Here is a 22,247-nt window from a genome sequence, read left to right as displayed (position 1 = left end):
GTGTGCGAGTCGTTGCAGTGCGTCGGCGCCGAGCGAGAGCCGTCGAAGGGGAGACGAGTGACCGCTAGTTCGCGATGTGCTCGATCAAGGTGAAGGTGTCCGAGTCGCCGAAGAACGGATCAGTGCTCCGCGCGAAAGACTGGTTCCCATCTCACCAAAGCGTTTCCGGCATCACCGCAGCGAGCTGGTCAAGTTCCTCATCGGTCAGCGGACGCAAGTGCGCCAACGAGTTGCGGACATCCCGCGCGCAGAACAGGAGCTCGGCATACGGGCGGGACAGCTGAGCCCGCCTGCTGCTGACCGCCCAGGCCATCGCGCCCAGCTCCAGCGTCCCCTGCCTGGAACGGGTGCGCCGCCAGTCGTGAGTGTCCTGTCCTCGCTCCAACAATTCGATGACCGATTTCGACGCGTTGTCCCGCAACACCTTCTCCAGACGCGCGCGGCATCCGTCCACCAGAGGTGTGAGCGCACGGCTCTGCCCGCGCCAGATCAACGTGTCGAGGTTGCCGTGCTCAGCGGACGACAACTTGGCTGCGGGACTGATCCGAACGCGCCTGTCCCACCGGTCCACAACGCCTTTGCGCCAAGCACTTCTCAACGCCTGAGGGGGACGAGCACCCCCAGCTCGGCCGTCGATCTCCGCTGGGAGGACGTCATCGACGGCGTCGTACGGCAGCGCCTCGATCTGCTCGGCGAGCGTGGAGACTTGGCCGTTCCAGGACCGGGCGAGGTGTTCAGCGAGCAGCAGGTCCGGTCCGGCGACCTCAATCAACACCTCGGTCGCGACCTGCTGCCGGAGGATGGCCACCTTGCCTTTCGTCGTTCGCCATGGAGATTGCCGGCGCACGGCCGCAGCGACGGTCGCGGTGTCCAGCCGACCGCACACGTCCCACCACCAGTGCACCTTCGTGGTCACCGGGTCGGCTCTCTCCAGCACGGAAGCCGGTAGGTCGTCCTCCCTCACCGCGACCAGCAGACGCGGCCTGGAGGTGGGTGCGAGCCCGTGTTCCTTGAGCAGGGCGGTGAACCGGCTGACGCATGCGCCGAGATCCACGGTGTCCCAGCCGTCCCAGCCGCACAGCATGACGACCTTGCCGGACAGCTTCTCGTCCCGGACGAGGCGGGCCAGCGGATCACCGGTCAGCGGGATGTCGAACAACGTGCACAACTTGTCCACGACCGTCTCCTCTGGACGGTCCGCCACGATCGGCGAAGGATCCTGGGGCTCGTCGAACTCCAGGAGTCCCAAGGTGTTCCGCGCCCATGCCGGTAGCGTCGTGACCTCAGGCGCCTGCCACCGGTGTACCGCGGGCACGATCATCCTGCTCCGTTGCGGCGCCTCGACACGGACGCTGTCGGCCCGCGCACCGGCGATGTCGACGAGATCGTCGGCCGTTCCCCGGTCGACGAGTTCGTCCGGAAGCACCCACACACAGCTGAACCCGTCGTCCAAGTCGCGCGACAGGACGTCGAGATGGCCGCGCGGACCTGGCAGTGAAGGCAGTTCCCACGGTTGCCTGCTCATGGCGTGCCGCGCAGCGACGTCAGGCACCGGTGGACCACCCGGTCGAGGGAGACGCCGTTGGCGCCTTCGTCGAGCACTCCCAGCTCCGCCAGCTCTTCCAGAAGCGCGGTAGCGTGAGCGAGATCGATCTCCAACGCTTCCGCGACGTCTGCCGGCGAGGCGAGGTCGCCGGGATCGAAGTAGTCGACCCAGACACCGATCCGGTCTCGCAGACCCGCGCTCACGTCCGCCTGCTCGAGGAACCTGGCGGCCCAATCGCGGTCATCCGTGCCGCGCCTCGCCATGTCGAGCGCCTGTGCCTGGGTCCGCCCGCGCCGGACCACCGTGCTGATCAGATCCTCCACCAGCTCCGGCCAGCCGCCGGTGGCCTCGATCAACTTCGTCCTTGCTTCGACCACGTCGAACGGGCACTCCGGCCAACTGCGCAGACTGCCGACCGTCCACCGAGCCAGCCGGACCGGTTCGGCGCCGAGCTTCTCCGCTTCGTCGCGCTCCAGCACCAGCACCGCCGCCACGGACGACTCGGTCAGCAGCTGCTCCGCACGACGAATCTCCGCAGGTGACTTGCCCCGCAGGTCCGCGACGACGACCGTCGGCCGCCTGCGCCGCGAAGCGGCCTGCAAGGCCCTGGTCACGTCGGTCCCCATCTTGCAGATGTCCACGTTCAGGCTGCGCACCTTGGCGTAGTCGCTGACAGCCTCAGCGACTCGGTCGACACCGAGAGCAGCCGACCCGACTACGACGGACAGCCCTGAGGTCGAACCGGTCAGGTCGGACAGCTGCCCGTCGGTGAACGGGCTCCTGCGGTCGACCTCGTTGCCGTCGACCTGGAGCAGCCGGCGAGCGTCGCGCGGGTTGTATTCGTAGGGCAGGTCGAAGTCAGTTTCCTCCAGCTCGCGTTCCAGGTCCGACTTCGTACCGAGCATGTTGACCACGTTCGGGCTCCGCACCGCGAACCTGTCCTGCCCCGACAGCCGGATGAGCAACCCGAGCCCCACCATCTCGGTGAGGTGGATGCTGGTCTGGGTGACCGTCATGTCGTCGAACCCCGCGGGCCAGTACAGCCGGGCCAGCTCGAGGAGCTCGTCGGCGCCGTAATCCGCACCGAAGGAGTCCTTGAGGCTTTCCAGCGCAATGATCAGCATCAGGACCCGGTAGCGATCCTCGAGGTTGATCGTGATGCGCAGCCGTTCGGCGATCCGGGCCCGCACCCGGTCGCTCGCCGCGACCGCCTCGACATCGCTCTCCCTGATCCGCATCGGCAGGTCCTGGATCTGTGAGACCCGGCTGTGCAGCGTGCGCACCAATTCCTCGCAGAAGATCTGGATCAGGCTGGCCTGGTAGTTCGTCGCCGCGAGCAGTCGCCAGACCAGCTCGGGCTGTTCGAACGTGTAGCCCAACGCCGCGAGCGGCTCGGCGACGAGCTTTCGCGCGTCCGCCGCGTCCAGCGGGCCGACAAGGATATCGGGACCACCGTGAGCCAGCGGCACGTTCGACAGGTGCCCGAACCGCTGCACCTGGTGCAGACCGGCGAACACGACCTTGAACCGCCGCTCGGTGGACTCCATGAGTTCCTTGAGCCGCAACACGTTCGGGAACGTGGCCACACCGCCCGCCGTCGGCACTCCGCGAGAGTCGGCGGTTAGGAATGCATCGGCCTCGTCCGCCAGCAGAAGCAAACGCTTGCCGGGCTTGTTGTTGAGCCAGGTGCGGATCTGCGTGACCACATCGTCGGCGGAGACGTCGGCGGCCACCTTGGACTGCAGCACACCGCGTTCCTTGAGCAGGAGCACGAGCTCGCGCCAGATGCGGCCGGCGGGCTCGGCCTCGCCGATTCCGCGGCCCTTGAGGTCCAGGTAGACGGCGTGCTGGTCGTCGACCGAGTTGAACGTAGCCTCCACCCGGCGCAGCAACGCCGACTTGCCGAGCTGGCGTCCGCCGTAGATGAACAACCCGCCGCGTGGGTCGATCACTTCCGCAATTTCCTTGGCACGCCCCACGAACACCTCGGGCGGAACGAGACCCGCGACGAACGGGGTGTATGGGTTCAGCGCCGTCCAGGGCAACGTGACGCGCTGAGTGGCCCGCCACGATCCCGGTGCCTTCGCGGCAACCCAGCTGAACACGGCGGGGTCGACCACCAGCGCCTGGGCCGAGGTGCCGACGGCATGCGCCGCGAGCTGACGTCGCGCGCCCAGATCCATCGGGTGCAGGTACAGGACGACGTTGGCCCGGCCGGACTCCTCAGGACCGAGGACGTCGATCACGGTCCGTCCTCGGCGTTCGTCCGTCACCACGATCACGTTGTACTCGGACGCGGCGGATCCGAGCACCGACACGTACGAACCGTCGCTGGGCACTGCCTGCACGCGGAACTTGCGGAAGCCGAGGCGTTGCCGCTGGTTGTACTCCCGCGGCCTGGTCGACGAGTTCAGTCCCAGCGTGCGCAGGATGTCCTTCACCACCACCGGCAGCTGGTCACCGCTGTGCTGGCGGTTGTCGGTGAGCGAGTCCCACGCCTTCACTCCGACGGCGCCGAGTTCGGCCAGCTCACCGTCCTTCACGATCAGCTTGGCCCAGTGGGTGGCGCCGGTCTGCGGAGCCGTCAGGCCACGGGCGGCGCCATCGGCCAGGACGCCGGTGAACTCCTTGAGGTCCTGACCGGTGAGCTCGGCATACTCGGGCAGCGGTTTGCCCTCCCGGACGAAAGCCAGGAACTCCGCCGCAGTCACTGTGTCGTCGTCGTCGAGCAACCCGGCTACCCGCTGACGGTCCTGGTCGGAGAGCGTCAACGCGGCGAGTTCGGCGCGGAGTTCCTCGACCCAGGAACGCTGCTTGGCTTCGAGGCCGCTGACGAGATCACTCACTCGGCGTGCGGCCTCGTCGAACCGCCCATCGGGCACGTCGCCGAGCGTCAGCAGACGGCCGCTGACCGTCGACTCCTCGACCTGGTCCAAGAGGTTCTGCGTACGCACTCGGGCGAACAGCTCACGCGCCTTCATCAGGTCTGCGCGGTGCTTGCGCGCCAGTGACTCCCGCGCTGCGGCGACCTTCTCGCGAGCCGACGCGGCGAGCTGGTTTCCAGCCCAGAAGCCGGTCTCCGCCAGCTCGATCACCCTCAGCGCACTGCGGAGATCGCCGACCTCGCCGTAGGACCGCACCGCCGCGTCCAAGTCGAGCGGCTCGCTCAACCGCGCCAGCACCGCCGACGTGCGTGGATCGTCTTGGTCTGGCCGACCCTGCGCGTCGCGAGGCAGGTCCGGCAGCGGCAGGAGCACATCGGCGCTCGGCTCGGCGATATCAGGTGCCTCGCTGGACAGGGGCGAATCCCCCGGTCCGAAACCGGTCCAGACAGGACTGGTCGTTGTCTCCAACCACCTGTGCAGCAGTGACACTGCGGCACCGACCATCCCAGGAGGAACCTCAGCGGAGCCCGCGTCGGCGGCCGCGCGCAGCAGCTTCTGACCGAGCGCGGCATCATCGGACTCGGCGGCGGTCAACCTGCGGTGCACCGCGTCCGCCTCCTGCACGATCGCGCCAACCTCCTCGAGGGAGCGGCGCAGCGTGCGCAACGCGGTGGCCACGATGGGTACGCGAGACTGCTTGGGGGTTCTCATCGCCGCGTCGGCGGCCTTGATCATGCTGTCGATCGCTCCGGGCACCGCGAACTCGGCGGCCACGTCGGACACCGCCTGGCCGTTCGACGCGTTCTCGGACCACGCACGGACCGCCTCAAGTGCGTTCGACAGCGGCTGTCCCGTCACCATGAGCCGCTGCAGCACCCTCGTGGCGCGCTGGTAGTTGTTCTTGCGCCTGGGCAGCTCCTCCATGAGCACCGCAGCCTGCCTGCCGAGCTCGGCACGTGCCTCGTGCACGTCCTCCTCCGGCGGTACGAGCCCGACCTCGAAGTCGACGCGGAACTCGCGCCGCACCGCCGTGATGCACGTGTCCACCAACGTCTGCCAGGGCGCCGGTAACGTCAGCTCCGGACCGAGCTGGGCCAGCAGTGGATGACCCCACCCCGCGACCAGGCCGGCCCGGAGCACGGCCGTGGTCACCACGACCGCTGCCTCCGTGTCGACGCTCAGCTCCTGCGCGTCCAGGTCCAGCGCGGCGAGCACCGCGGTGGCCTCGGCGTTGCTCGTCACCGCGTAGGCGGCGGCGGCGAAGCGCAGCGCGGCTACCCGCCGGTCGAACTCCCCTGACATCGCCGTCACCCAGTAGGCCTCACCGAGCCTGCCCGCGCGCGTCAGGTCGACCGCGAGCGGCGGATCACCTTCGTCCCAGCCGTGCAGGAACTCGTCCTGCTGCGGAACCTCTTCGTGCTCCAGCGCGCTAGGGCCACTCTCGAGCACTACGTCCGCCATCGGCGGCAGCTCCGGAGTCTCGTTGGCCTGCAACGGTCCCTGAGGCTCGGACGGCGGGTCCGGCTCAGGTCGGGGATCGACGTCAGCCTCGAGCTGAGGCTCGGGCTCCGTGACACTCTCGACGTCAGAGGCGCCTGAGGACGTCAGCGTCGCGTATTCCTTCCGGAGCACGGCCAAGCTGTCCATCAACCCGCTCTTCGCCTCCTCGGGAAGCGTGCCGAGGATGGTCTCCAGCCCGCGAATCTGCTCGCTGAGCTCGTTGACGCGGGCAGCGACCGACTGCTCCTCGCGTTGCCGTTCGGCATCCAGCTGCCGCAGGTTCTCCAGGTACGCCTCGGCGTCGGCGAACGCCGCGTCCTCGGGAAGATCCAGCTCACGTAGGAGCTGTTCCCGCCGCTCGCTGTACTGGCTGAAGGGCGCGGTCAGGAGCGCCACAGCACCGCGCTCGACGTCGTCCGCCAGCCGACGCAAGGAAGCCGACGTCTCGGCGGCGAAGTTCTGGAACTCGGTCAACCGCTGATCGAGCTCCACGAGCCGGCCGCTGGTATCCCCTGCGCCGATGCGGTCAGTCACGTCGTGATCTCCACTGAGAATGAGGTCTGGCAAGGATTTCCTGGACGCGCCCCGGACGACGCCCTCGAGTTCGGCGCGATACCGCGTGGCGGTCGGCGTGGCCTGTACGTCACCGAGCAGGAGGCCGTACAACACCACCTTCCCGATAGGACGCCCGAGTGCGACGAGCATCTCGCCGAGGTGTTCTCTCGTCGGGTCAGCGACCATGGCCTCGTTGAACGACAGATGGTGCACGAGGAGGTCGGCGGCCGGAGACAGCACCGCCTCCGCGATCGGGACGAGCTGATGCGCCTGGGTTTTCGCCAGCCAGGCACGCGCCGCCAGGAGCTCGCGACGCACCGGCGCCCGCATGCCCCCAATGCCATGAGGCAGTTTGGCAACGGCGCGCAGCGGACCGCTCAGCATCAGGACCGCGCCGAGATCCACGTCGTTGAGCGACCTGAGCCACCTGCGGAAGTCGTTGGACACATCGACGGCGGCTATCACGGTCAGTAGTTGTACATCGCGCCAGACTCAACCTGTTAAGTGAACACTCAACATTACCCAAGTGGAGCAACCACATCCACATGAATACACCCGAACAGTCCAATGACGAGGCCTGATTGGGCGTACTGAATTCGGCTGATCTGCACCCGCACGGCTGACTCCAGGGAATACACACCAATAACGGGTTACACGCACAATGAACGCGACAAGGCACACGAGAATGCGTCCGCCCCACGCCGTCAAACCCTCACTGAGCTGGTCAATTGCCACTCCGGCGATTGGCGTCAACACACTGCGGACGCCCACATAGAATGTTGACAAGTTTTTGTCCTTGTATTGTCACCTTTGCCGCACTACGGCGAATCACAATCCCCATAGCACAAGCTCGCCAGACCTTGATCGTCGACCCCTCCGAATCTAACGGAAAGTGACGCTTCAGCCGGTGAGCGTGACGATCTTGAGCAGCTCAGCCACATCGCAACGGCCGCGACCCGGTTGACTCGTCGACTTCCTCACCGAACGCGGCCCTTGGACCAAGACCTGACGTTCCGCAGAGCGTTGCTCAAGCTCGGCCACGTGATGCCGGACTGATGAGCAGTTCTGCCAAGGTTGGCATCATGCGCGCGTTGGACCGACTCGGGTCACCTGCCCTTATGCCCTTGTGGAGGGCCGTGCACGACCGGATGTCGTCTGGCCATCAGGTCAGCCGGGTGAAGGCCGGCCCTCTCGACGCCGAGCAGCGGTCAGCTTTGGCCGATCTGCTGGGCACTGATCGCCTGCCGGGCGAGTACGCGACGGTGTCGATGGCCGCGCTCGACGAGTTGCTCACGTCCGCAGTGGGTGCCGGGGCGCGCGAGGTCGTCGTGGCCCTGCTGGGACCGCTGGACGACCGGGCCGGGCAGCGGGCGCTGGCCGATGCCGCGCGCGCCGAGCTGTGGACGTGGCTGGACAGCCATACCGTGGTCACCGGCCAACCGGCGTTGAAGGGGTGGGTGGACTCCGTTCGGCGGGCAGGGCTCATCGCCGGTTCCGTCGAGCGCACCAGGCACGAACTCGATCACGCCTTGCGAATCCTCGCCGCGTTGCCCGCAGCGGGCGTGCCACTGCCAGTGCTTGCGGAGAGCCTGCTCGGTGATCCGCACGCGCTGGACGAGGGAACGCGGGGCGCGGGGCTGGTCTTGCGGGCACTGGCGGAGCTGCACGGCGTGGAGCTGCCGGGGAACGCTCAGGAGCGTCGGGCGCTGTGGGAGAGCGCCGGGGTGGTCGAGGACGAGCTGTCGTCGGTCGTCTTGGCCGCCGGGCTGCGGTTGAGCGGTGTCGGTGGCCAGATCCTGCGGGTCTGCGCGGACGAGGGGTACGTCGCGGCCCTGACGTTGGCTCAGGTGCGGGCCACGTCGTTCGTCGGCGCGCCACAGGAGGTGTGGGTCTTCGAAAACCCGAGCGTGCTCGCGGTGGCGGTCGCCCGGCTCGGGTCCTCATGCCCGCCGATGGTGTGCACGTCGGGGTGGCCCAACAGCGCGGTGATCGCCCTGCTGCGCGGGCTGGCTGCGGAAGGATCCACACTGCGCTACCACGGCGACTTCGACGGTGAGGGCGTGCGGATCGCCGCGCACGTGATCGCACGCACGGGAGCCACGCCGTGGCGTATGTCGACTGAGGACTACCTGCGGGCGCTGGGTGACGGCACGCCGGTGGGACGGGTCACCGAGGCGCCCTGGGACGACGGGCTGGCGAACGCGATGCGCGAGCACGGGTCTGCGGTTCCAGAGGAGCGGGTCACCGTTCGCTTGCTGGACGAGCTCGTGGAACGCGGGCGGGTTGTCGGTGGTCTGCCGTAGCGTGCTCGGCTGAGGGGAGGAGGGGGTGCCTTGGTGGCCATGCGCGTGCCATCGGAGATGTTCCGGTTCACCACGGGCGAGCGGGCGGAGCCGTACGTCGCGATCCTGCACGCGTTCGGCGAGGCCAACGAACGGCTGGAGACCGCTCTCGGACTGGACGACGTGCGGTCGAGGCTCCGCTCTGTCGGCTGGCTCGATCCCCTGGACGACCAGGACCTCATCGACGCGCTGGGCAGCCTGCGCGGCTGGGGACTGCTCGACGTCACTCAGAACCACGCCGAGAACTACCGGACCGCCGACGAGTACGAGCGGCGCAACATCCAGTACTCGCTGACCAGACGAGGTGAGGCCGCACTGGCCGGGGTGGTGCACGCGATGGGCGTGCTGGCCTCGACCGGAGCGCTCCAGACCGCGGTGCTCGACGCGATCGCGGACCGGCTTGGTGAACTGGCCGCGAACCTGGGTGATCCCGCCGCGCCGGATCGCCGGGTCTTCAGCACGCTGGTCGAACTCGAAGGCAACCTGGAGGCCTTGCGGAGCAACACAAAGCAGTTCAACGGCGAACTCCAGCGACTGCTGCGCACCGAGGGCGCCGACCAGGACACCTTCCGCGAAGTCAAGGCGGCGACCGTGGCCTACCTCCAGGAGTTCACCACGAACCTGGAGCAGCGCACGCACGCGATCGCCCATCGGATCGCCATGGTGGAGGGCCACGGTGTGCCTCTGCTGCACCACCGGGCGCTGCTCGGCGCCGAGCTCCCGCCCGCTGCGGGTGAGGACGCGGAGGTGGCGTGGCTGGAGCTGCGCCGCGCGAGGTGGGAGGGGTTGCGTGCGTGGTTCCTCCCGGTGGACGGCAGCACACCCCGTGCGGAGCAGCTGTTCGCGGTCTCTCGGCGCGCGATCATCGCGTTGCTGCAGGTCCTGGACCGGATCACCGAGTCCCGGCGCCGGTCGACCAGTGCGACGGCCGACTTCCGTGAGCTGGCCCGCTGGTTCGCTGCGGCGCCGTCGGAGGAAGACCTGCACCTGCTGTGGGCCACGGCCTTCGGCTTCGGTTCGGCCAGGCACGCCCACCTCGCGCACGCCGATCCCGAACTGGTCAGCTCGTCGGCCGGCTGGTCCGAGGCACCGCCCGTGGAAGTGTCCGCGCTCCTGCGCAGTGCGGGCCGGACGGAGCGGTTCAGCCGCACCGGACGAGTGCGCGACGTGGCGGCGGTCAAGGCGGTGCGTGCCGAACGGGCTCGCGCTGAGCGGGCCGCGCTGAAGGCCGCCTGGGACCGGCTGGACACCGGGGGCGGTATCCAGCTCTCCCGGTTCGCGCAACTGGAACACGAGGTGCTCGAACGGCTGCTGGAGTTGCTCGGACGAGCCTTGTCCACAGCGCCCGACCGGCACGGCGTCCACCGGACCACCACAGGCGACGGACGGGTGGAGATCCTGCTGACCCCGCCGCGGGAGCATCGGGAGCACGCCGTGATCCGGAGCCCGCGCGGGGAGTTCATCAGCCCGGACTACGACGTCGAGATCCGCACACCGGGTGGCCGCGCGACACGGCCCCGGGAAGCCGAGGCCGGATGAGCAACCTGGCGAACCAGCTGGTCATCGCCGAGCGCGAGGAGGTCGCGCGGGCGATCCGCCTGCTCCTCGCGGCACCGCTGATCAGCGCCAGAACCACACCGGAGACCTTCGACCTCGTGCGCAGGCGGCGGGACCCGGTCGAGAAGTGGTTCGACTACTACTGCGGATGGTCGCTCGTGGTCGAGCCACGCTTGGGATACGCGCGGCTGGCCAAGGTCAGGGTCGCCACCGATCCCACCCGTCCGGCACGACGGCACCGCGCCGGACGTGCCCCGTTCGACCGCCGCCGGTACACGCTGATGTGCGTGGTAGCCGCCGAACTGCTGGCGATTCCGGTCACCACCATCGGGTTGTTGGCGGACCGCGTCGTCCAGGCGTGCGCCGCGGACCCGGCCCTGCCGCGGTTCGACACGTCCAGTCGTGCCGAGCGAATGGCGTTCGTCGACGCGCTGCGCCTGCTGGAATCGTTCGGCGCGGTCGAGGTGGTGGACGGCGCCACCGACGCGTACGTGGACTCCACTGCGGCGAAGGTCCTCTACCGGGTGGATGCCACGCTGCTCATGCGCCTGCCAGCGGCCCCGGTCGGCGCCTCGCAGGTGGTGGTGCCCGCCGACGAGGTCCCGCTGCGCTTCCCGGAGCTGCTGACGAGACTGGCCCGCGAACGGCGTTACGGCGACACCGAGGACGACGTGTCCGACGTGCGGCGCAACCTGCGGTTGCGGCACTCGGTGTTCCGCCGGCTCGTCGAGGATCCGGTCGTGCACCGCGACGAGCTGACGCCCGCGGAACTCGCCTACCTGGAGTCCCCGACCGGTGGGCAACTCCTGCGCCGGGCCGCGGATCAGGCGGGCTTCCTGGTGGAGGAACGTGCCGAGGGCGTCATGCTGCTCGACCCGGACGGCCTGGCCACCGACAGCCGGTTCCCGGACGACTCGAGCAACGCCAAGGTCGCCGCCCTGCTGCTCCTGGACGGAATCGCTTCCACGGCCGGACCGGTCGCCGTTGAACAGCTGCACGGCGAGGCCGACGCGCTGCTGAGCCGATTCCCCAAGTGGGCCAAGGGTTACCGCGGCGAGAACGGTTCCGGCCGGCTTGTCGCCGACGCGCTGGACGTGCTGGTCGCGTTCGGCCTCGTCCGGGTCGGCGGCGGAGTCGTGCGCGCCCGTCCCGCAGCCGCCCGCTACTCGGTGACCCGAACCAGCACTGACGACGTCGAGGACGAGCCATGACGGTGACCGAACTGCCGAGCGCCATCACCGTCACCGGCGAGGAGCCCGAAGCGGTGGCCAGGTGGGCACCGGAACGCGCCGGGATCCTGAACGTGTGGCGCTACTACGACGAGGTCTTCCGGTTCCACAAAGGACGATTGCTGCTGCGCGGCCCCAACGGCACTGGCAAGTCGAAGGCGCTGGAACTGCTCCTGCCCTTCCTGTTCGACGCCAACCTGCGCGCCAACCGGCTCTCCACGTTCGGCACGTCCGAGCGGACCATGCACTGGAACCTGATGGGAGACGGCGCGTCCGGTACCACCAGGGTCGGCTACGTTTGGCTGGAGTTCCGCTTTCCCGGTGCGGGCGGCTCGCCGGACAGGTGGTTCTCCTGCGGCGCACGGCTGGCCGCGACCAGGCACACCACCACCGTGCACCCGGACTACTTCACCACCGAACTGCGCATCGGTGTGCCGGACGGCCTCTCGCTCACCGATCCGAACGGCGCACCCCTCACGACCAAGGCCCTGGAAGCCGCGCTCGGCGAGCGGGGGGTGCTCCACCAGAACGCCGCGGACTACCGGGCCACTGTGCGCTCGACCCTGTTCCAGGGGTTGAGCGAGCAGCGCTACGACGCGCTCATCACGGCCCTGCTCCAGCTCCGCACTCCCAAGCTCTCGCAGCGGCTCGACCCCGTGCTGCTGTCCACGCTGCTGTCCAGGGCGCTGCCGCCTCTGGGCGAGGCGGAGATCAGCGACCTGGCCGAGGGCTTCGAACGCCTTGACCGGCAACGTGAACAGCTCAACCGCATGGACGCGGAAGTGGAAGCAGCGCAGCGTCTCAGTGCAAGGCAACGCGCGTACGCCCAGCGTGTGTTGCGCGCCGCCGCGGCGAAGCTGATCTCCGCGACGACCGAGCTCGGCAACCTGGCGGAGGCCGCGAAGCTCTCGGCAGAGGAGCACGACCGTGCGGCGCGGCGCAAGGAAGAAGCCGAAGAACTCGAGGATCAGCTGGAACGGCGGATCATCGAAACCGAAGGGCGCGTCCAAGGCCTGATCGGTAGTGAGGCGTACCGGAAGGGTGAACAGCTCGACCGGCTGCGAACCCAGGTCCGCCAGGCGCGTGCGTCCGCCACGGCGAGGCGCACCGACGCGACCCGCCATCGCGAGACCGCCCAGGCCGATGTGGAGGCCGCGGACACCGCCGCCAGGCACGCGGAAGCACGGACCAGGACCACCGCGGCGCTCGCCGACGTCGCCTCAACCGACGCCACCCGCGTCGGGCTGGCCTCCGTCCACGCGGAGATCGCCCGAACACTCGCCGACCCCGCGAGGTCACGGGCCCTGCTGCGCGCCGCGGTGCAGGCACGAGGCGAACAGGTGGAGGCCGTACGCGCCGCGTTGCGCGAGCACGAGGTCGCCGTCGCCGGCAGGGAGGAGTCGGAGCAGGCCCTCGACGAGGCCAGGGAAGCACTCGCGGAGGCCGCTGAACGACGCGCAGAGCTGAGCGACCGCCGGGACGTTGCGCTCGCGGAGCTGCGAGCCGCCATCGTGACCTGGGCGGCGAGCTGCCGCGAACTCACCTTCCCCGAGCCCGGCGCGCTGGCAGGCCTCGCCGCGGTGGAGACCGCCCTGCTGACCCAGGTCGATGCCGTCGCGAGCCGCGTGCTGGACGCCGTCACCAGAGAGGACACCCTGGTCGAAACGGCGCGGGAAGACGCCGAACGTGAACGCGGCGCACTGCGCGAGGAGGTCCGCCGGCTGCTAACCGAACAGGATCTGCCTCCCCTGCCACCACACACCCGCACCACCGACCGCGCAACGATGAACGGCGCGCCGCTTTGGCGGCTGGTCCGCTTCGCCGACGCTGTGCCCGAGGAGATCCGCGCGTCGGTGGAGGCCGCACTCCAGGCGTCGGGCCTGTTGGACGCCTGGGTCGGCCGCGACGGCGCGATCACCGGGCACGACACGTTCGCCGTGCCCGGCTCCGTACCCGCGGCGCCGGGCCGGTCGCTCACCGAAGTCCTCGTGCCCGAGCTGGACACGCCCGTGGCCACCGGTGTCGTCATCCGCCTGCTGGGCGAGGTGGCCTACGGGGAGCACCCGCCGGAGGGGCACCCGGCGGCGATCGGCGCCGATGGCGGCTGGCGCCTGGGCACCCTGCGCGGCACGTGGCAGAAGGATGAGGCCGCACACATCGGCGCGCTCGCCCGGCAGCGGGCCCGGCAGCGCCGGTTGACCGAGCTGCGCGAGCACATCACCGCGTCGGAGGAGCTGATCGAGACGCACACCGCCGCGCTGCGTTCGCTGGCGTCACGCAGGTTGGCCGTCCAGGCCGAGCGGGCTGCGCGGCCCGGCCACGCCGACGCGGACGCGGCCCTGGAAGCACTCACCAGGGCGGAGGCGGCGGTCTCCACTGCTGACGGCGTAGTCCGGCGCTCGCTGGACACCCTGTCGAAGCGCGAGCAGCGCGTGGACCGTGCCCTGCGCGAGCTGACCGCGGCCGCGGCCGAACACGGCCTGCCCACGGAGCGAAAGGCGCTCAACGCCGTGGCGGACGCCGTGAACGCCTTCCGCGCCGCCGCCGACGCGTGGATCGACGAGCACGCCACCCTGGTCGCGACGCGCCGCGAAGCCGACCGAACTGCCGAGCAGGCACAGCGTTCCCGGCTCGCCGCCGAGCAGCGAGAGGACGAGGCGCACGAAGCCGAAGCCGTAGCCAGCAGACTGGACAGTGAGCTGGACGCCGTCGAAGGCACCATCGGCGTCGACTACCGGGACGTGCTCGACCAGCTCAGCGCCCTGCGGGTCGAGCTCGACGAGTTCAAGCAGCAAGCGAGCAGGAACCGCAGGGAGATCAGCGGCCTGGCCGAGCGGCTGGGCGAGCTGACCAGCCGGCGTGCCACCGACGCGGAGGCCCGCGACAGCGCCACCCGCCTTCGCGACCAGGCGGCAACTCGGTTCCGCCATCTGGCGAACGGCAGCTTCCCCGCGGACAGCGGCTTGCACGACCTGGCCGCGTTCACCGGGGCGCTCACGACGTCCGCCGGTGTTCGGGCGGCCCTCGACGCGGCGAGGACGGTCGCGGCCTCGTGGCCGACGCTGCCCCACTCACCGAAGAACCTCGGCGACGCCGCACATCGGTTGGCCGAGGAGGTGCACGCGTCCCGCGAGGTGCTCGGTGGTCGCGCCGACCTCGAACTCGACTCCGACGAGGACGTCCAGGTTTTCTCCGCGATGGTGGACGGGATGCGCATCGGCGCGTCGGCGCTGTTCGAGCGGCTCCGATCCGACGCGGAGCGCAGCCGGGAGGACATCACCGCACAAGAACGCGAACTGTTCGACCGAACCCTCACCGGCGACACCCGCCGCCACCTCGCCGCCCGAATACGGCAGGCTCACGAGCTGGTCGACGGCATGAACGCCCGTTTGGAGCGCGTGCGCACGGCGTCCAAGGTGGCGGTGCGGCTGGTGTGGGAAGTCTCGCCGGACCTGCCGGCCGGCACGAAGGCGGCACGCGACCTCCTGCTCAAGGATCCAGTGCGGTTGAGCGAGGCCGATCGCGAGTCGCTGCACCGATTCTTCCGCGAGCGCGTCGAGCAGGCCAAGAGCGACGAATCCGCCGCAGGCTGGGAACAGCAACTGGGGCAGGTGTTCGACTACACCGCCTGGCACCGGTTCGTGGTGAAACTCGACCGCATGAACGGCACGGGCTGGCAGCCGTTGACCAAGAAACTCCACGGAGCGCTCTCCGGCGGCGAGAAAGCGATCGCCCTGCACCTACCCCTGTTCGCCGCCGTGGCGGCCCACTACCAGGCTGTCGCCGGAGCACCGCGGGTCATCCTGCTGGACGAGGTCTTCGTCGGCGTCGACACCGTCAACCGCGGCCAGGTCTTCGAGCTGCTGTCCGCACTGGACCTGGACCTGGTGCTCACCTCGGACCACGAGTGGTGCACCTACCGTGAACTGGACGGCATCGCGATCCATCAGCTGATCACAGGGGGAGACGGAGAAGAGGCCGTCACCACAGCCCGCTTCGTGTGGAACGGCACCGAGGTACTCGACGAGCGGGAAGAGGAGGACGACTGAAGGGCTCATGCGGACTGGCACATGGGCCGATCTACGGTGTCCATCGAAGTCCCCCGGTCGCCCCTTCCTCCTGTCTCCCATGACCAGTCGGCGCTTCCCAGCGTGGAGGCTGTATGGGCGCACCGGCGCCAGGCGGCCGAGGCGGAGTGATCGCAATGAACACCGACAGTGCGGTGCTCAGGTAGCAGCTGCAGGAATGGCTCGCGGCCTGGATACCAGCTGACCAACTCCAGCCGCCCGGCCGAGCTCCTTCATCGGCCGGAACTACCGAGGTACAGCGGACTTCATGGCCAGGTTCACCGCCACGATCGCGACGATGACCAGCACCAGCGCCGTGGCCGCGTAGACGAAAACTTGCGCGTAGCTGGTGCGGCTGCGAATGCGAAACGTCGCGAATGCCGTACCCAGCGAGCAGACGACGGGCGGCAGCCAAAGCCAGCTGGGATACTTCACGGCTCCGGCGATCGACGACAGGACCAGAACGGCAGGGATGACGTATCCGGCCCAGTGGTACCGGCGAATGTTGTGGTCGTATTCGAACGGGGGCCGCGGGGTCGACGTCACGGTGATCGCCTCTCAGGTGAGCCAGCTGCGGTCGGAGAAGTCCTCGTCCTCGTAGCCTTCGGGCGGATTCTGCCGCCGAGTCCTCGCCGGCGGCGTCTCGGGTTCGCCAGCCAGTCGATCAAGGGCGGCACGCCCTAGCTCTTCCTGTTCGGCACGTTGCTCGTCCGAAAGACCTCCATACCACTCCTGGAACTGGGCCACTCCCGGTTCTAGTGCGGAGGCGTAGCTACTGGAGGTCATCACCTCACGCGGTGTGATTCGCCCGGCCAGCAGCTCTCTGGCCATTTCCGCCAACGCTGGACTCTTGCTGTTGATGGAGAGCTTCTGCAGCAGCTTTCGCCGAACCGCGTCGTTGGTCGGGTCTGCGGAGAACCGTGGTTGTCCAGGGTCGGCCACTGCTACCTCGCCCCCGGATTGTGGTAGCCGTCGGCGGGGAACGGGTGGGCCTTGAACGCACCGTTCGATCCGATCAGGTTGAGGATCTCGCCGTGAATGCCCCGGACCAGGTTCTGCACCTTCATGATCAGGTCGGTGACAGCCTTCCAGTCGCGGACGATCGCCGCGCACTGAAGGGCGGCCAGTGACCACAGGACCGCTGGTCCAACGCCGGTCTCCACCAGCACACCTCCGGCTGCCACCTCCACGGCGGCCCAGAATGCCCAGTCGAAGATGCCCTGGATGAGGTCGCCGGCCGTCTCAGCCATCTCCCACACGCCCTTGGCGGCTTCCAGGTACCTGTCCCGGAGGCTGACCAGTGCCTGCTGGTGACTTTCGATCGTGGTGCCGAAAGCGCCGAAGTACTGGAACGCTCCATTTGCGGCGTTGCCGTGCCAGGTCTCCAGCAGGGCACCCAGGTTGATCCGAAGGTCGTAGGCGACGTCCTCGCAGAAGAAACTAAGAGAGTTGAAGGTGCTCGCGCACTTGGCGATTGCCTCCCAATCTCCGGTGATGACCTTCGCCAACTCCTCCACCGGGTTGACGCCGATCGTCTCCTTCAGGATCTGGGCGATCCACCAGCCGGGGCTGAGCAGGTTCGTGAGATCGTTGAGGATCTGAATGGGGTTCTGGAAGTCCTCCGGCTTTCCGGGTTCGGTCAGCCGCCCCGCTGGGAACCGTGCCTGCCACACGACGCTTATGGTGCCGCCTTGGTCGATTCCGCCTGGCAGTGGCGGAAGCTTCGGCGGATCCCCTGGGTTCGGGTAGGTCGAGTCCAACTGCTCGGCCGAACCCCGATCGGTCGAGTCGTACATCTTCACCGACGCGTCCAGGGCACTCGCACAGGAACCCAAGACCTCGGCCAGCCGCCGCATCGCGGCAACGACATCCGACCGAACCTGCTCATGCGACGACGTCAGGAGGTTGATCACGCCCTCACCCGCGGACGGGCCTACCGTGAGGTTGCGCTCAGCGTATCCGGCAGCCGGAACAGCGTCCTCGTGATGATTTCGCACGAGACCCGCATAGGAGTTCAGCTGAAAGGCGTTCACGGCAAAGCTCATTGAACCCCTCCGTCCAGCGCCAGACAGGAGCAGACAACAACCAAGTCAACCCATCTGGACAATAGGGAGTCGTAGCCACATCGATTCACCACGACACCTCACGGCAGTGGCATGTAACTCGATCAGGTGATCCAGCACCTCATCACCGGGCTCGTCCGGCTCGTTCGATCGGTCTTCTGCCGGCTCCTCCACCTCGACCGTGGAAGCGGGCTGCGGTGAAGCCCTGGGAGCACGGTTTGGGAGCAACTCCGTGCCCTAAACACGCCGGAACGGCCCTCAAAGGACCTGAACGGAACCGCGCCGACCTGCATGAGTCTTGTTTCCACATGTCAGCGTAGTTCTTGCCTCAAGATTCTCGAATTCGCAGGTCAGCGAATCGAATCGACACCCATTGGACCGCCGGCGACCTCTTCGCCACCACCTAAGAGGTCACCGGGAAGGAGACCTTCCCTGCTGGTGAGCAAGTGCGATGCACCGAACATTGACGACCGCGCGTCAGACGGAAGACAATTATGTCTTCGTCGCTAAGTTTCACCTGCAAGAGCATCGCGGCCGCACGCAAACACGACGGTCTCGAGGGAGGGCGAACGCAGCCGCAAGCAGGCCACCAGCTACGGACCCCGGTCAACACGCCAACGAACTTGATCTCACCGACCTCGACATCTCCTTCCCGGAGCGGCATGTCCAGGGTTCGTCCACTTGAGATTGATCCGCCTTGATGCACTGAACAACCGCACGTCCGGGCCGTCGCCACCGAACGCCAGCGCTCAGCAGTTTGATGTCGGACACGCAGGCGAAGTCGCCGCCGCTCATACGCGCACCCGCCAGGGCTGTCCGTCAACCCCGAGTGCTGGCGTGTCCGGCGACACCGCAGCGCAACGTGACGCCGACGCCACTTCGGACCTGCCGATCTCCACGGACGCATCACCAGCAATCTGACCTTGAATTGTCATATTCCGCGCCCGAGTGCCAGATGGTGGCCACATCAACCAGACCACTCCACCGTACGGCCGACCGCCTAGGCGACACGGACGACGCTCTTCCGCGCTTCAACCAATCGGACGTACAACGGCAGCCTTGAGGCTGAACTTCCCGATGCTACGATATGAGCTTCCGCCCATTTGGACAGAAAGGACAATTTCTGTCATGTCCACACAAATTTGGCAACCAGACCCTTCCGCCAACTTTTCCACGCGCTTGGGAATCGCGCCCCAGGAGCCGGGAAGCGGCCGAAGCCCGGGAGAAACTGGTAGCGGCGGCGAGGGAGGCTGCCCGGACATCTGGCAGCTCGACAATGGCGATGTCGCGGTGATTGGTCGCGATCTCACCCGTGCATATGCGAGGCGCTTGCCGAGTGGCGTCAGCGTCGGTCCTGACGAACGACTCGTGGTGCTACCCCGCGGAATGATGATCGCAGCGAAAGCGGACATCCCAGATGCATGATCTGCCCAACCTCGAAGATGGTGTACGACTACTCGGAGCCGACTACTACAACCACTTCAATGAGCACTTCTGGCAGACCGGCCGACCCGGCTTCTGGAAACTCGAACGGTTGCAGCACTTTGAGGAACCCGGAGACGAGAGCTGGGTCGCGTTCGACAGGGGAGACTGGCACCACTCTCTCGCACTGCTCGAAGAGCGCAGACCTGCACTGCACACGCACTACGCGAAGATTGCGAACGCGAAGTTCGAGACCTTTCGAATTCGAGTAGTCGAGCATCCGCTGACGGAGTACATGCAGTGGGAGCTACATCTACTCCACCTGAGGGACCAACTCGGCGGATACACGCGAATTCTGCCCGTACACGAAGTCAGGCAGTTCGAGGAAGAATCTCGACTCCCCGAGCTCATCACCCTCGGCAACGACGTGATGTACGAAATACTCTATGACGAAAATGGTCTACAAGAAGGCGGTGTTCTCCACACCGGAGTCTCCCTGATCGCCCGTTGCCGTGAGTTCATCAAAAGCCTTTACGAAAAAGGAGAGCCGATCAGCACATACTTTGGACGCGAGGTCGAACCGTTGGAGCCGCCGCTCAGGAGTCGGTGATGCGGCCCGACGAACAGCCTCAGGTCAGTTCTGAGCTTTCCGGGTCCGCCTTCGACGTCGTGCAGGCCCGGGATGTCGAAGGCGGGATTCACTTCCACGGTTCGCGTGAGCACGAACAGCAGCGACCGAGCCAACTGCCCGGAGGCACAAGCGGATTCGTGAACCGTCTGCACGAACTCACACGCCTCAACGAGGTGCTCGAGCACGCCGACGACGAGTTTCTCGCCGTCGGCGTCTACGTGATCACCGGAACCGCCGGTGTCGGCAAGACATCACTGGCACTCCACTGGGCACACAGTGTCCGGCGCCATTTCGCGGACGGTCAGCTCTACGTCAACCTGCGCGGTTACGACCCCGGCGCCCCAGTAACGGCGGAACAGGCCCTGCATCAGTTCCTCAGAGCGCTAGGCGTGCCCGCCGACGGGATCCCGGTCGCGTTGGAAGACAGGTCGGCGATGTTCCGCTCCTTGCTCGCAGATCGGCGCGTCCTCATCATTCTCGACAACGCCGCGAACCCAGGCCAGGTGCGGCCGCTGCTGCCCGGCAGCGCCACTTGCCTAGTCCTGGTCACCAGCCGAAACCGCTTCTCCGGCCTGGTTGCCAGGGATGGCGCCCAGCGGCTCGTCCTGGACATGCTCACCGAGGACGAGGCGGTCCGGCTTCTGCGCACAGTCACTGCCAACTACCGAGTCAACGACGAGGCGAGCGACCTCGTCGAGCTGGCTCGACTGTGCGCGCGGCTGCCACTGGCTTTGCGCATCGCCGCGGAACGCGCGTCGAGCCGCCCGTTGATGATGCTGCACGAATTGATAGACGACCTGCGTGACGAATCAGCGTTGTGGGACGCGCTCGCCGCCGATCAGGACGACGAGTCAGACGCCGTGCGCACTGTGTTCGCCTGGTCTTACCGCGCGTTGCCAGCAGCGGCCGCGCGGTTGTTCTGCTTGCTCGGACTGCACCCAGGGCCGGAGTTCTCCGTCAATGCGGCCGCGGCGCTGGGCGGCCTCGGCCTGTCGTCCACCAGGAAACTGCTCGACGTGCTGATCGGTGCGCATGTGCTGGAACAGCACGCGCCGAACCGCTTCCAGTTCCATGACCTGTTGCGCATCTACGCAGCGCAGCAGGCGTTCCAACACGAGGACGCCACCGCCAGGAGGGATGCTTTGGAACGAGGGCTCGGCTGGTACCTCCACACCTTGTCGAACGCGACAACGATCATCGCGCCACTCGACAGGCGCATCGCCCTGGCACCGTTGTCCGCGAACACGACACCTCTGCACTTCGAGAACCGAGCAGACGCGGTCGAGTGGTATGAAAGCGAACGTGCGAACCTCGTCGCGGCCGTTCGCGCTGCAGCCTCAGTGGGACAGGACGACATCGCGTGGCAGTTGCCGGTGTTGCTACGCAGCATCTACATCAGCCAAAACCCGTTCGAGGACTGGATCGAGACGAGCTCGACCGGGTTGAAAGCCGCCGAGCGGATCGGTGATCTGGCCGGTCAGGGCGAGGTGCTCGACAGTCTCGGCAAGGCCTACCTCCAGTCTCAAAGGCTGCCTCAAGCCGCGGAATGTCATTCGAGGGCACTGGCCATCCGCATGGAGATCGGCGACCGCTACGGAGAAATGGTGTCAGTCAACGCACTTGGGCTGCTCGACTGGCGTAGCCGCAGGCTTACTACAGCCGTCGAGCACTTCCGACAATGCCTTGAGATCGCTCATGCCCTGGGTGACCGCCGCTGGCAGGCGCTGGCGATGACTAACCTCGGCTGCGCCCAGTACGATCTCATGGAGATCCCGACCGCGGTCGACGCCCTGAGCCGGTCCGTGGTGGTTTACCAGGACATCGGTGATCGCGCCTACGAGGGCAACGCGTTGTTCTACCTCGCGATGGCGCAACGGGAGAATGGCGAACTCGACGCGGCGGCAGAGTCGATCGAACGAGCACTCGCGATCGCCGATGAAGACCACCACGTTGCCTGGGAGGCGTTCTGGCTGGTCGAACTGGGCCGGATCCAACGTGCTAGAGGCGATGTAGCCGATTCCCTGCTCTCCTATCAACGATCCGTAGTGGCTCAGCGCCGGCTCAACGACCGCAATCGGGAAGCACAGGCGCTCGACGGGGCCGGGGAGGCCTATCGGGAACTGGGCAGAGCTGAGGAGGCGGAAAAATTTCACCGAACCGCCGTGTCCGCTTTCAGGGAAACCGCCGACCGCTGGTCGCTTGCCCGGGCACTTACCAACCTCACGCTTGCTCTGAACGACTCCGAACGGCCGGAGCAGGCCGCCGCCACGCAGCAGGAGGCGATCGCCACGCTCGCTGAGTTCGACGAACCACGAGCACGCCAGCTCGTGACGCTGCTGCAGAACACAAACCGGTGAGTGCACTTGTCGCTTCACACAACGACCGGCTGCGTGCGATTGATCCCGACGTCGCTCCGGCGAACCCGCTCACCGACGCAGTGATCAAGGCAG

Annotated in this window: 11 protein-coding genes; 6 read left to right on the top strand and 5 right to left on the bottom strand. The window is 67.4% G+C overall.

What is annotated here, in order from left to right:
- Positions 1-151: 151 nt before the first annotated feature.
- Both SK803_RS23960 and SK803_RS23955 read right to left on the bottom strand, forming a co-directional pair.
- A complete protein-coding gene (locus SK803_RS23960; protein WP_319968310.1) occupies positions 152-1,552 on the bottom strand; it encodes a hypothetical protein in 1,401 nt (466 codons plus the stop codon).
- Entirely contained in the window at positions 1,522-6,951 is a 5,430-nt protein-coding gene (locus tag SK803_RS23955; RefSeq protein WP_319968309.1) for a hypothetical protein, read from the bottom strand. Before SK803_RS23955 ends, SK803_RS23960 begins: the two co-directional genes overlap by 31 nt.
- A gap of 653 nt (positions 6,952-7,604) precedes the next feature.
- On the opposite strand from SK803_RS23955, the gene SK803_RS23950 reads away from it, so the two are divergent.
- From SK803_RS23950 to SK803_RS23935, 4 genes are read left to right on the top strand one after another with little or no spacing between them, the layout of a single operon-like run.
- On the top strand, positions 7,605-8,789 hold the full coding sequence (locus tag SK803_RS23950) for a TIGR02679 family protein (protein ID WP_319968308.1): 1,185 nt from the start codon (positions 7,605-7,607) through the stop codon (positions 8,787-8,789).
- 39 nt (positions 8,790-8,828) lie between these two features.
- The gene (locus tag SK803_RS23945; RefSeq protein WP_319968307.1) at positions 8,829-10,367 is read left to right on the top strand and encodes a TIGR02677 family protein; all 1,539 of its coding nucleotides are present in this window, start codon (positions 8,829-8,831) and stop codon (positions 10,365-10,367) included.
- Positions 10,364-11,596, top strand: a complete 1,233-nt coding sequence (locus SK803_RS23940; protein ID WP_319968306.1) for a TIGR02678 family protein — start codon at positions 10,364-10,366, stop codon at positions 11,594-11,596. Before SK803_RS23945 ends, SK803_RS23940 begins: the two co-directional genes overlap by 4 nt.
- The gene (locus SK803_RS23935; protein WP_319968305.1) at positions 11,593-15,663 is read left to right on the top strand and encodes a TIGR02680 family protein; all 4,071 of its coding nucleotides are present in this window, start codon (positions 11,593-11,595) and stop codon (positions 15,661-15,663) included. The genes SK803_RS23940 and SK803_RS23935 overlap by 4 nt, the downstream gene beginning before the upstream one ends.
- 264 nt (positions 15,664-15,927) lie before the next feature.
- On the opposite strand, the gene SK803_RS23930 is transcribed toward SK803_RS23935, so the two are convergent.
- The 3 genes from SK803_RS23930 to SK803_RS23920 are packed head-to-tail and all read right to left on the bottom strand — an operon-like array spanning position 15,928 to position 17,726.
- The gene (locus SK803_RS23930) at positions 15,928-16,227 is read right to left on the bottom strand and encodes a hypothetical protein (protein ID WP_319968304.1); all 300 of its coding nucleotides are present in this window, start codon (positions 16,225-16,227) and stop codon (positions 15,928-15,930) included.
- Between the two features lie 12 nt (positions 16,228-16,239).
- On the bottom strand, positions 16,240-16,623 hold the full coding sequence (locus SK803_RS23925) for a hypothetical protein (protein ID WP_319968303.1): 384 nt from the start codon (positions 16,621-16,623) through the stop codon (positions 16,240-16,242).
- A 2-nt stretch (positions 16,624-16,625) separates the two neighbouring features.
- Positions 16,626-17,726, bottom strand: a complete 1,101-nt coding sequence (locus SK803_RS23920) for a hypothetical protein (RefSeq protein ID WP_319968302.1) — start codon at positions 17,724-17,726, stop codon at positions 16,626-16,628.
- Between the two features lie 1,435 nt (positions 17,727-19,161).
- Here SK803_RS23920 and SK803_RS23915 point away from each other — a divergent pair.
- Both SK803_RS23915 and SK803_RS23910 read left to right on the top strand, forming a co-directional pair.
- A complete protein-coding gene (locus SK803_RS23915) occupies positions 19,162-19,776 on the top strand; it encodes a DUF6879 family protein (RefSeq protein ID WP_319968301.1) in 615 nt (204 codons plus the stop codon).
- Positions 19,776-22,154: an ATP-binding protein gene (locus tag SK803_RS23910; protein ID WP_319968300.1), complete on the top strand. Its 2,379-nt coding sequence runs from the start codon at positions 19,776-19,778 to the stop codon at positions 22,152-22,154. The genes SK803_RS23915 and SK803_RS23910 overlap by 1 nt, the downstream gene beginning before the upstream one ends.
- Positions 22,155-22,247: the final 93 nt, after the last annotated feature.

Origin of the sequence: Lentzea miocenica (assembly GCF_033949945.1) — a bacterium.
Lineage (GTDB): Bacteria > Actinomycetota > Actinomycetes > Mycobacteriales > Pseudonocardiaceae > Lentzea > Lentzea miocenica.
This window is presented reverse-complemented; position numbering and strand designations above follow the sequence as displayed.

What these genes read in the sequence shown, in the direction of transcription:
- SK803_RS23940 (WP_319968306.1), top strand. Translation starts at nt 10,364, where the DNA reads ATGAGCAACCTGGCGAACCAGCTGGTCATCGCCGAGCGCGAGGAGGTC.
- SK803_RS23915 (WP_319968301.1), top strand. Translation starts at nt 19,162, where the DNA reads ATGCATGATCTGCCCAACCTCGAAGATGGTGTACGACTACTCGGAGCC.
- SK803_RS23935 (WP_319968305.1), top strand. Translation starts at nt 11,593, where the DNA reads ATGACGGTGACCGAACTGCCGAGCGCCATCACCGTCACCGGCGAGGAG.
- SK803_RS23910 (WP_319968300.1), top strand. Translation starts at nt 19,776, where the DNA reads ATGCGGCCCGACGAACAGCCTCAGGTCAGTTCTGAGCTTTCCGGGTCC.
- SK803_RS23945 (WP_319968307.1), top strand. Translation starts at nt 8,829, where the DNA reads ATGCGCGTGCCATCGGAGATGTTCCGGTTCACCACGGGCGAGCGGGCG.
- SK803_RS23920 (WP_319968302.1), bottom strand. Translation starts at nt 17,726, where the DNA reads ATGAGCTTTGCCGTGAACGCCTTTCAGCTGAACTCCTATGCGGGTCTC.
- SK803_RS23950 (WP_319968308.1), top strand. Translation starts at nt 7,605, where the DNA reads ATGCCCTTGTGGAGGGCCGTGCACGACCGGATGTCGTCTGGCCATCAG.